Source organism: Hydrogenophaga sp. 70-12, assembly GCF_001897365.1.
In the GTDB taxonomy this organism is placed as follows: domain Bacteria; phylum Pseudomonadota; class Gammaproteobacteria; order Burkholderiales; family Burkholderiaceae_C; genus Hydrogenophaga; species Hydrogenophaga borbori.
This window is the reverse complement of record NZ_MKSS01000268.1, coordinates 1-8,882: the sequence shown is the minus strand read 5'-3', so window position 1 is coordinate 8,882 and position 8,882 is coordinate 1. Positions and strand designations below refer to the sequence as shown.

The 8,882-nt window shown below is 70.9% G+C and carries 8 protein-coding genes; 5 read left to right on the top strand and 3 right to left on the bottom strand.

All coding sequences use genetic code 11. The features are described from left to right. The first annotated feature begins 2 nt into the window (after nucleotides 1-2). Genes BGO22_RS14865 through BGO22_RS14855 form a run of 3 tightly spaced genes read left to right on the top strand, consistent with a single transcriptional unit; the run spans nucleotide 3 to nucleotide 2,335 of the window. Nucleotides 3-767, top strand: coding sequence for an ABC transporter ATP-binding protein (locus BGO22_RS14865; protein ID WP_286851504.1), 765 nt, complete (start codon nucleotides 3-5; stop codon nucleotides 765-767). Nucleotides 768-804: 37 nt separating this feature from the next. Beyond that, nucleotides 805-1,629 (top strand): ABC transporter permease, encoded by an 825-nt coding sequence (locus BGO22_RS14860; RefSeq protein ID WP_139147115.1) that lies wholly within the window; start codon nucleotides 805-807, stop codon nucleotides 1,627-1,629. Nucleotides 1,630-1,645: 16 nt separating this feature from the next. Beyond that, nucleotides 1,646-2,335, top strand: a complete 690-nt coding sequence (locus BGO22_RS14855; protein ID WP_070400709.1) for a cysteine hydrolase family protein — start codon at nucleotides 1,646-1,648, stop codon at nucleotides 2,333-2,335. Between the two features lie 72 nt (nucleotides 2,336-2,407). Here the strand turns inward: BGO22_RS14855 and BGO22_RS14850 are convergent, their stop codons facing one another. The 3 genes from BGO22_RS14850 to BGO22_RS14840 form a co-directional block, all read right to left on the bottom strand. Then, nucleotides 2,408-4,198, bottom strand: a complete 1,791-nt coding sequence (locus tag BGO22_RS14850) for a methyl-accepting chemotaxis protein (protein WP_286851499.1) — start codon at nucleotides 4,196-4,198, stop codon at nucleotides 2,408-2,410. Between the two features lie 179 nt (nucleotides 4,199-4,377). Continuing rightward, on the bottom strand, nucleotides 4,378-5,640 hold the full coding sequence (locus tag BGO22_RS14845; RefSeq protein WP_204743199.1) for a sensor histidine kinase: 1,263 nt from the start codon (nucleotides 5,638-5,640) through the stop codon (nucleotides 4,378-4,380). 103 nt (nucleotides 5,641-5,743) lie between these two features. Next, a complete protein-coding gene (locus BGO22_RS14840) occupies nucleotides 5,744-7,027 on the bottom strand; it encodes a sensor histidine kinase (protein WP_286851496.1) in 1,284 nt (427 codons plus the stop codon). A gap of 154 nt (nucleotides 7,028-7,181) precedes the next feature. On the opposite strand from BGO22_RS14840, the gene BGO22_RS14835 reads away from it, so the two are divergent. Then, on the top strand, nucleotides 7,182-8,117 hold the full coding sequence (locus BGO22_RS14835) for a response regulator (RefSeq protein ID WP_286851494.1): 936 nt from the start codon (nucleotides 7,182-7,184) through the stop codon (nucleotides 8,115-8,117). Then, a complete protein-coding gene (locus tag BGO22_RS14830; protein WP_286851492.1) occupies nucleotides 8,114-8,794 on the top strand; it encodes a helix-turn-helix transcriptional regulator in 681 nt (226 codons plus the stop codon). The genes BGO22_RS14835 and BGO22_RS14830 overlap by 4 nt, the downstream gene beginning before the upstream one ends. Nucleotides 8,795-8,882 lie beyond the last annotated feature (88 nt).

Sequence of the window (8,882 nt, the reverse complement as noted above, 5' to 3'; positions counted from 1 at the left end):
AGATCAACGACGTCTCGCTGCGCTACTTCACCGACGCCGGCGAGACGCAGGCGCTCGACCGCATCCGCCTGTCGGTGGCGCCGGGCGAGTTCGTGAGCCTGATCGGTCAGTCGGGTTGCGGCAAGAGCACGTTGCTGTCGCTGATGGCCGGCATCCTCGAACCCTCGTCGGGCGAGGTACGGGTGCACGGCGAGCGAGTCAAGGGCCCGTCGCCGCGCGTGGGCTACATGCTGCAGCAGGACTACCTGTTCGAATGGCGCAGCATCCTGGACAACGCCACCCTGGGCGCGCAGATCCAGGGCCGGCCGATGCGCGAGGCCCGCGAGCGGGCCGCGCACCTGCTGCACAAGTGCGGCATGGGCGACTTCCTGCACCACTTTCCGCGCCAGCTCTCGGGTGGCATGCGCCAGCGCGTGGCCTTGGCGCGCACGCTGGTGACCGACCCCGACGTGGTGCTGCTCGACGAACCCTTCTCCGCGCTGGACTCGCAGACCCGCCTGGCGATCGCCGACGAGGTGGTGGAGGTGCTGCGCGACGAGGGCAAGTCGGTGGTGCTGGTCACGCACGACATCGGCGAGGCGATCGCCATGACCGACCGCGTGGTGGTGCTTTCGCGCCGCCCCGGGCGCATCAAGTCGCAGCACCTGATGCGCTTTCCCAGCCACGGCGCGGGCCGCCCGAGCCCGTTCGTGGTGCGGTCCCTGCCCGAGTTCAATACCTATTTCGCGCTGCTGTGGGACGAGCTCGACGTCCACGTGGAAGGATGACGCCATGAACACCACCGCCTCCGCCACCCTGGCCACCATGGCCACCCCCACGCCGCCACCGGCCGGACGCGAACCCAGCCCCGCGTACCGCGAATGGCAGTCGCGCCAGCGCCGCCGCCGCCAGCGCATCCTGCTCACCCGCTTGGCCCTGCTGGTGGCCTTCCTGGTGCTGTGGGAGGTGCTGGCCAAGACGCATGTGGTCAACCCCATGCTGACCAGCTACCCGAGCGCCTTGTGGCCGACCTTCCTCGATCTGCTGCACAACGGCAAGCTGCTGATGCACACCTGGGTCACCTTCAAGGCCACCCTCATCGGCTTCGTGCTGAGCATGGTCATCGGCATCGGCGTGGCCGCCGGGCTGTGGTGGTCGGACTTCGCGCACAAGGTGCTGGACCCCTTCCTGGTGGTGGCCAACGCCATGCCCAAGATCGCTTTCGTGCCGATCTTCTACATCTGGCTGGGATCCGAGTACTCGGTCTACGGCATGGCCGTGGCGATCGCCGTGTTCGTCACCATCATGGTGGTGTACGACGGCTTCCAGAGCATCGACCCGAACAAGATCAAGCTGGCCCGAACCCTGGGCGCCAGCCGCGCCCAGGTGTTGCGCCTGGTGGTCATGCCGGGCAGCGTGCCCACGCTCGTGGCGGCGCTGAAGATGAACATCGGCCTGGCGCTGGTGGGCGTCATCGTGGGCGAGTTCCAGTCGGCCAGCGCCGGCCTGGGCTTCCTCATCGTCAACGGCAGCCAGGTCTTCCAGCTGAACGTGGTGATGACCGCCATCGTGGTGCTGGGCCTGCTGTCGGGCCTGATGTACCTGGTGATCGCGCGGATCGAGGCCGCCATGGCCAAGCGCTACGCCTGAACCGAGAGGAGCGAGCATGCAGTTTCCCGAATGGGTCGTCGAGCGCGTGGTGGCGCGCCAGGGCCGCCTGCACCCCTATGACACGCTGGCGGCCGAACGCACGGCCTTCGTCGTCATCGACCTGCAGAACTACTACACGCAGCCGGGCTATCTCGGCGAGTGCGCGCCCTCGCGCGCCACCTTCCCGGCGGTGAACCGGCTGGCGAACGCGCTGCGCGAGGCGGGCGGGCATGTCATCTGGGTGCAGACCAGCGCCGACGGCGCCGATGACTTCTGGTCGCACCACCACGCCCACATGCTCACGCCGGCGCGCAGCGCGCGGCGCCTGCGCGAGCTGGCGAGCGCGCACGAGGGCTTCCAGATCGCGCCCGGCCTGCAGCCGCACCCGCAGGACGAGCGCGTGGTCAAGCGCTGCTACAGCGCGCTGGTGCCGGGCTCGTCGCGCCTGGACGAGGTGCTGCGCGAGCGCGGCGTCACGCACGTGCTCATCGGTGGCACCGTCACCAACGTCTGCTGCGAATCGACCGCGCGCGACGCGATGATGATGGACTACGCCACCATCATGGTCGACGACGCGCTCTCGGCCGTCACGCCGGCCGAGCACGAGCACTGCCTGAACAACTGGATGCTGTTCTTTGGCGACGTGCTCAGCACCGACGAGGTGGTGCAGCGGCTGGTGCCGGTGGCCGCGCCCGTCGGCGCCTGAAAAAAAGCCCGCCGAGGTCTTCGGCGGGCCTGGGGCTTCAGCGGCCGCGGTGGCGGTCGCGGGCGGCGCGGATCAGAAGGACTCCCATTCGCCGACCTCGTCGCTGGCGGGGGCCTTGGCCGCAGCGGCCAGGGGTTTGCCGGCGGCCGGTGCGGCGGGCTTGGGCGCCACCGCCACGGGCTTGGCCGTGGCCAGCGGCTTGGCCACGGGTGCCGCGGGCTTCGCCTGAGGCGCCGCGACCGGCGCCAACTGCGGCTCGCGGCGCTGGTGCCGCTCGCCCGCCGGCCGCGCGGCGATGCTGCCCGAGGCGGCGTTGCCATCCAGGCGGAAGATGCGCACCACCTCGGCCAGGCGCGCGGCCTGGTCGTTCATGCTCGATGCGGCGGCGGCGCTTTCCTCCACCAGCGCGGCGTTCTGCTGCGTCATCTGGTCGAGGTTGGAGACGGCCGCGTTGATCTGGTTGACACCATCGGCCTGCTCGCCCGAGGCGCTGGCGATCTCGCCAATGATGTCGCGCACGCGCACCACGTTCTCCACGATCTCGCTCATGGTCTGGCCGGCCTGGCTCACCAGTTCCGTGCCCACGGTGACCTTGTCCACGCTGGCGCCGATCAGGCCCTTGATCTCCTTGGCGGCCTGCGCGCTGCGCTGCGCGAGGTTGCGCACCTCGCCGGCCACCACCGCGAAGCCGCGGCCCTGTTCGCCCGCGCGCGCCGCTTCCACGGCGGCGTTGAGGGCCAGGATGTTGGTCTGGAAGGCGATGCCGTCGATGACGCCGATGATGTCGTTGATCTTGCGCGAGGCCTGGTTGATCTCTTCCATGGTCGAGACGACCTGGTTCACCACCTCGCCGCCTTTTTGCGCGCTCTGGCCCGCCACGTCGGCGAGCTGGTTGGCCACGCGGGCCGAGTCGGCCGACTGCTTGATCGCACCCGACATCTGCTCCATCGAGGCGGCGGTCTGCTGCAGGTTGCTCGCGGTCTGCTCGGTGCGGCTGGAGAGGTCGTTGTTGCCGGTGGAAATCTCCTTCGCGGCCACGGTGATGTTCTCGGTGCCGCGCTTGACGTCGGCCACCACGCTGACCAGTCGGTCGCGCATGGTGCCCAGCGCACGGGTCATGGCGCCGAACTCGTCGCCGCGGTCGTTGTTGAGCGTGGCCGTCAGGTCGCCGTCGGCCATGCGCTCGGCGAAGGCCATGGTGTCGTTGAGCGGCTGGCGGATGTTGCGGATGAGGAAGAACGCGCCGACGGCGATGCCCAGGATCAGCAGGCCGACCTGCGTGGCGGCGATGGTGATGCTGGTCACGCGCTCCTTGGCCTGCGCGGCCTGCGCTTCCTGCAGTATGCGGTTCTGCATGCGACCGAAGTCCTGCACCGCGTTGAGGTAAGGCGTGACGGCGCCATTGAAGTTGGTGGTGATCTCGTGCGCGGCGCCGGCGTAGTCCTCGGCGGCCTTGAGCTTGGTGGCCTTGCCCAGCGAGCTCAGCACGGCGGTGCGCAGCTCGGCGATGCGGGCCAGCGCGGCGACCTCTGCCTCGGTCTTGGGCATGGCGTCCAGCGCCTTCTGCAGCTCGGAGATGCGGGCCGAGCCGGCCGGGATCAGGTCCTTGTACAGGGCGGTGATGGCCGGGTCGCTGGACAGGGTGGAGGCCTGCACGCGGGTGGTGGTGGTCTCGGTCACGCCGGCCCATTCCACGGCCAGGGCGGTTTTGTCGGAGAGCTCGGTCAGGATGCGCTCGGACTGTTCGGTCATGCGGGCCGAACGCAGGCCCGCGCTGATGACGGTGGCCAGCAGGGCCAGGATGATGGTGGCGACGCCGGCCCAGAGTTTGGTGCCGACGGACATGTTGCGAAGGAAATTCATGGTGAGGCGCGGGGCGGGGGATCGGGTGGGGGCGTGAACAGGTGTCGCCCGCGGCCGCTTGGAAGGCACGGGCGTTCGCCGCCACTATCGGCCGCCTGCCGGGAAAACTTGATTGGATAAGGCGGGCAAAACCCGCCCAGTTCGCGGGCGGGCGCGGGCGCCCGCCCGGCGGCGCGCCTTCAGCCGCCGCGCCGCCCCTCGTCCAGGGGCAGGGTGATCACAAAAGTGGTACCGGCCTCGCTGGAGCGCAGGGAGAGGCGGCCCCGGTTCACCCGCACCGTGTTCTGACAGAAGGCCAGGCCCAGGCCGTTGCTGTGCGTGTCGGCGGTGCTCACGAAGGGGCGGAACACGCTGCGTTGCAGGGAGCGTGGGATGCCGGGCCCCCGGTCGCGGATCTCCATCACGCCCTGGCCGCCGCGCACGTCGGTGGCCAGCGTGATGTCGCCCGGCTCGGGCGTGCCCTTGTGCTGGCGCAGGGCGACCAGCGCGTTGCGCAGCAGGTTGTGCACCACCTGCGTGAACAGGCGCCGCGTGCCGAGAAAGTGGAAGTCGGGGCCGGGCGCCAGCGCCACCGCGCGTCGCTCGGCCTCGGCGCGGAAGGGAAAGCTGTCGATGGCGTCGGCGATCAGCGCGCGCGCGGCGATGCGCTCGTCGCCGCGGCGCAGGACGAGCAGCTGCGCGTTCACGATCTGCGTGTCGATCTGCTGGTGCAGGTTGCGCATCAGCCCCTCCAGCCGCTGGCCCGAGCGGCGCGCTTGCGGCGACTCCCCGTTGTCGCGCAGGCTTTCCACCAGCAGGCCCATGCTGGCCAGCGGCGTGCGCAGTTCGTGGGCCATCACGCCCAGGGCGTTCATGGTGGCCTGCTGGCGCTGGCGGTCCTGCTGCGCCGAAGACAAGCCCAGCAGCAGTCCGCACAGCCACGACAGGCCCACCATGAAGCCGTGCTCGCGCGCCAGCGCGGCCGGCAGCCGGTCGGTGCCGGCGCCGAACAGCAGCCCGCCCGCGAAGGCCAGCACCAGCATGGCGGTGGCGTAGCGCCAGTCGGTGATCACGTACATGAGCAGCGCGACCAGGCACAGGGCCAGCACGCGCGGATCGGTGCCGCCGTTCATGAGGTAGAGCCAGACCTGCAGCACGGGGCCGGCCAGGGCCAGGTAGAGCAGCACGTAGGCGCGCGCGCCGGGCGACTCCGCCACCTCGTCGGGGTCGAACAGGAACAGCGGCAGGGCCCCGAGCGCCGCGGCCAGGCGCAGGGCCAGGCTGTCGTAGGGCTGCGGCGCGACCTGGGTGTACACCAGCCAGGCCGACAGGTGCACGATGAGGTAGATCAGGCCCAGCGCGACCAGCCGCGCGCGCGACAGGTGCAGCACGGGCTCGAGCGGGTGGGAGAACAGGGCCTGCAACGGCGTGCGCGGCATCGGGATCGGGCGAAGCGGGGGCATGGCGGGCCGCGGGAACGGGAATGCACCCATGCTACGCGCCAGCGGCGCCGCCACCAGAGGGAAGTCCGGCGTTCCGCTGTGGGGGAAACCCGATGGTCGCGCCTCAGCCGGGCGCCCAGCGCCTGGCGCGGCGGGTCTCGCCCGCCTCGCCCGGCAGCAGGGGCAGCTCGATCACGAAGGACGAGCCGGCGTCCACGCGCTCGAAGCGCAGCTGGCCGCGGTTGGCTTGCACGGTTTCGCGGCAGAAGGCCAGGCCCAGGCCGCTGCTGTGCGTGGTCTGGGTGCTGAAGAAGGGCTCGAAGATGGCGCGGCGCAGGTGCCCGGGCACGCCCGGTCCCTTGTCGCGCACGCGGATGGTGCCGCGCGCACCGCCCGCCGACACCTCGATCTGGATGTCGCCGCGTTCGAAGCGCCCCTGGGTGCGGCGCAGCGCGAACACGGAGTTCTTGAGCATGTTGTGGATGACCTGGATGAACAGGCGCTCGCTGCCGTGGAAGCGGAAATCGGCGCGCATGTCCACGCTGACGGCCAGGCGCTCGCGTTCGCTGAGGAAGGGGTAGGACTCGATGGCGTCGCGCACGAGCTGGCCGGCGCGCAGGGTCTCGCGGCCAGGCTGGATGCCCAGCAGCTGCGCGTTGACGATCTGCGAATCGATCTGGTGGTGGATGGCGCGCAGCAGGCCGTCCATGCGTTGCGTCAGGCGCTCCACCTCGGCGGGCTCGGCCTCGCGCAGGTTCTCGTTGACCAGGGCCGCGCTGGCCAGTGGCGTGCGCAGCTCGTGCGCCATCACGCCCATGGCCAGCAGCGTGGCGTTGAGCCGCTGCAGCCGCTGGCTGGCCGAGGACAGCGCCAGCGCCAGGGCGGACAGCCAGGCGAAGGCAAAGGTGAGGTTGCCCTCGGTCACGCGCCACCAGGGCATGGCGAGCTGCGGCTCCAGCAGCGCCACCAGCGCGCGCGCGGCGATGGTGCCCGCCGCCAGCGCCGCCGTGGCCACGCGCCAGTCGAGGATGTGGTACGCCAGGAAGCACATCAGCGCCGCGCTGGTCATCCACACCGCGTTGCCGTGGTTCATCAGGAAGAACCACTGGAACAGGAACGGGCCCGTGTAGGTCATGTAGGCCAGCAGGTAGAGCCGGATGCCGCGCTGGCGCATCACGCGCGACGGCGTCCACCACAGCAGCGGCAGCGCGCCGGCGGCGGCCAGCGCGCGCAGGAGCAGGTTCTCGTAGGGCTGCGGCACGAGCACCGTCCAGAACCAGTGGAAGGCCAGGTGCCCGATGGACAGGAACAGGCCCAGCGTGACCAGCCGCGCGCGCGACAGCTGCTGCAGCGGCTCCAGTGGCTGGCGAAGCAGGGCGATGGCCCGGATGAGGTGGTGGTGGTGCACGACGGGGCGGATTCTAGGGAGCGCTCTCCAGCGCCTGGCGTGAAAAAAAGGCGCCAAACCGGCCGGCTCAAGTTCTCCCACGAAGTGCCGATATGCTCCCCTGGTCCGGACGCGCGTGCGCCGCGTCCCGTCCACCCCCCGAAGCGAGCCAGGCATGTTGTTCCCCTGCATGAGAGCGTCCTCGCGCATCTCCTTCATCGACGACGACCCGTCGTTCCTCGACGCCATGGCGGACGCCGTGGCCTCGGTGCGGCGCTGCGAGTTCCTGCACCACCCGGGCGAACTCGACCACTCCTATGCCGAGCAGGAAGCGCTGCTGCGGCGCGAGCAGCAGATGCTGGCGCGCGTGGTGGGCGCGGAGTCGCCGCTGGCCGCCGCGCTCGACTACTTCGCCTGGGAAGGGCGGCACCGCATCTTCTCGGTGCTGGTCACCGACCAGGTGATGCCCGCCGAGGATGGCATCTCCATCTGCGAGCGCCACGGCCATTTCGGCCTGCGGCGCATCCTGCTCACGGGCGCGGCCGACGCCGACCTCGCGGTCAAGGCCTTCAATGGCGGTGCCATCGAATCCTTCCTGCCCAAGCAGACGCGCAACCTGGGCTTCAACCTGCGCCGCGCGCTGCAGGAGCAGTTCCTGCACAACTCGCTGGAGCGCGGCCGCCACCTGGCCATGCAGATGCGCCACGAGCGGCTGCAGGCGCTGCAGTCGGACGACGTGTCCAACGCGCTGATGGTGATCCTGGGGCGCGGCCGCGTGGACGAATACCTGGTGCTTGGCGAGCCCTTCGGGGTGCTGGGCCTGCGCGCCGACGGCCGCCTGAGCTGGATCCAGATCGAGACCACCGACGGCCTGCGCGAGCTGGCCGACTCGCTGGCCGAGTTCGGCTGGGACGCGCCCGGCCTGGACCGCGTGCGCGCGGGCCAGGCCCTGCCCAACCTCGAGCTGGTGTCGCAGCTGGAGGGCATCGCGGCGGCCATCGCGCCCGTCGAGGTGCTGAGTGAGGCCGATGGCGTGCTGGCCGCCGAGTTCCTGTTCGACTGGCCCGCCGCGGTGTCGTGGCGCGCGCTGGCAGAGGAACGCGGCGGGTGAGCGAGGATCCCTCGCGCGCCAGCGGCCTCGCCCTCCTGGGCGAACCGCCCGAGCCGGCGTCGCCCCCCAACGCGCTCGATGAGCGCATGCAGGCCTTGGCCGCGCGCCTGCGAGGGCGCGGCTTCGCGGGCGTGGCCTTCGTGCGGCCCGACCCTTTCGGTGTCGCTGGCGAGCGCCTGGTGCAGGCCCTGAGCAGCGCCGCGCTGCAGGCCCATGCCGAATGGATGGCACGCGCCGTGCCGCCGCGTGGTGGCACCGTCGAGCGCCTGCCCGTGGCGGCCCTGGGCGAGGAGGCGGTGCGCCGCCTGGGCGGCCTGGGCTACCAGCAGTTGCTGCTGGTGCGACTGCCGCTGCTGGGCGAGGCCTGCGGCGAGTTCTGGCTGCTGTCCACCAGCGCGCACCTGCGGGAGGAACAGCTGGGCACCGCCGCGCTGGAGGTGCTGGGCGACTGGCCCGCCTGGCGCGAGGCGCTGCGCGCGGCGGTCTGCCCGCTCACCCCGCGCGAGCGCGAGGTGCTGCGCGCCGTGGCCGAAGGCCTGAAAGGTTCGGAAGCGCAGCAGCGTTTCGGTTGCACCGAGCGCACCTTCCGCCTGCACGTGGAGAACGCCAAGCGCAAGCTGCGCGCGGCCAACGGCGCGCAGGCCGTGTACCGCGCGCAGCTGATGGGCGGGCTGTAGGGCAGCGTCTGTTCAGAACGGCAGGCCCGACACCGCCGCCATTTCCAGCCGCACCTTCAGCGCGCCCGTGACCAGGCCCTTGGCGTAG

Bases quoted from the DNA above. Each gene is read 5' to 3' on its own strand.
- BGO22_RS14860 (WP_139147115.1), top strand. From the start codon at position 805: ATGGCCACCCCCACGCCGCCACCGGCCGGACGCGAACCCAGCCCCGCG.
- BGO22_RS14855 (WP_070400709.1), top strand. From the start codon at position 1,646: ATGCAGTTTCCCGAATGGGTCGTCGAGCGCGTGGTGGCGCGCCAGGGC.
- BGO22_RS14850 (WP_286851499.1), bottom strand. From the start codon at position 4,198: ATGAATTTCCTTCGCAACATGTCCGTCGGCACCAAACTCTGGGCCGGC.
- BGO22_RS14845 (WP_204743199.1), bottom strand. From the start codon at position 5,640: ATGCCCCCGCTTCGCCCGATCCCGATGCCGCGCACGCCGTTGCAGGCC.
- BGO22_RS14835 (WP_286851494.1), top strand. From the start codon at position 7,182: ATGTTGTTCCCCTGCATGAGAGCGTCCTCGCGCATCTCCTTCATCGAC.